Source organism: Mesorhizobium sp. M8A.F.Ca.ET.218.01.1.1 (assembly GCF_004791165.1).
Lineage (GTDB): Bacteria > Pseudomonadota > Alphaproteobacteria > Rhizobiales > Rhizobiaceae > Mesorhizobium.
Genome location: NZ_SRUZ01000098.1, coordinates 1 through 347, shown reverse-complemented (window position 1 = coordinate 347; position 347 = coordinate 1). Strand labels below are relative to the sequence as shown.

Below are 347 nucleotides of genomic sequence, written 5' to 3'. Positions count from 1 at the left end.
CCTGAGCTGACGAACGGAGTGGAGGAAGCGGACAACACACGGCTAGACGGCGTCGATCTGGAGGAAATGGCCGGGCCATTTCGGTTTGCTGCCCTTGGGCAGGCGTATGGCGTAGCGCTTGCTGACAAGGCGGAAGCGGCGGCCGCCAAGCTGCGGCGCAAAGACGGGTATAAATGCCGGCCCCTTTAATTGAGGTGAGACACATGTCCGATAGACTACTCGTGCGCAGTGATGAGTACGCGAGACGCATCGACGCACTCCGGAAGTGCATGGCAGAACAATCTCTTGATGCGTTTGTGATCTCAGACCAAGACCACTTTGAATATTTTACAGGCTACAAGTCCCTG

At 56.5% G+C, this 347-nt stretch carries 1 protein-coding gene; it reads left to right on the top strand.

Annotated elements, in window-relative coordinates:
- Positions 1 to 189: hypothetical protein (locus EN861_RS35945; RefSeq protein ID WP_210235220.1), on the top strand; the 189-nt coding region annotated here is incomplete at its 5' end.
- Positions 190 to 347: the final 158 nt, after the last annotated feature.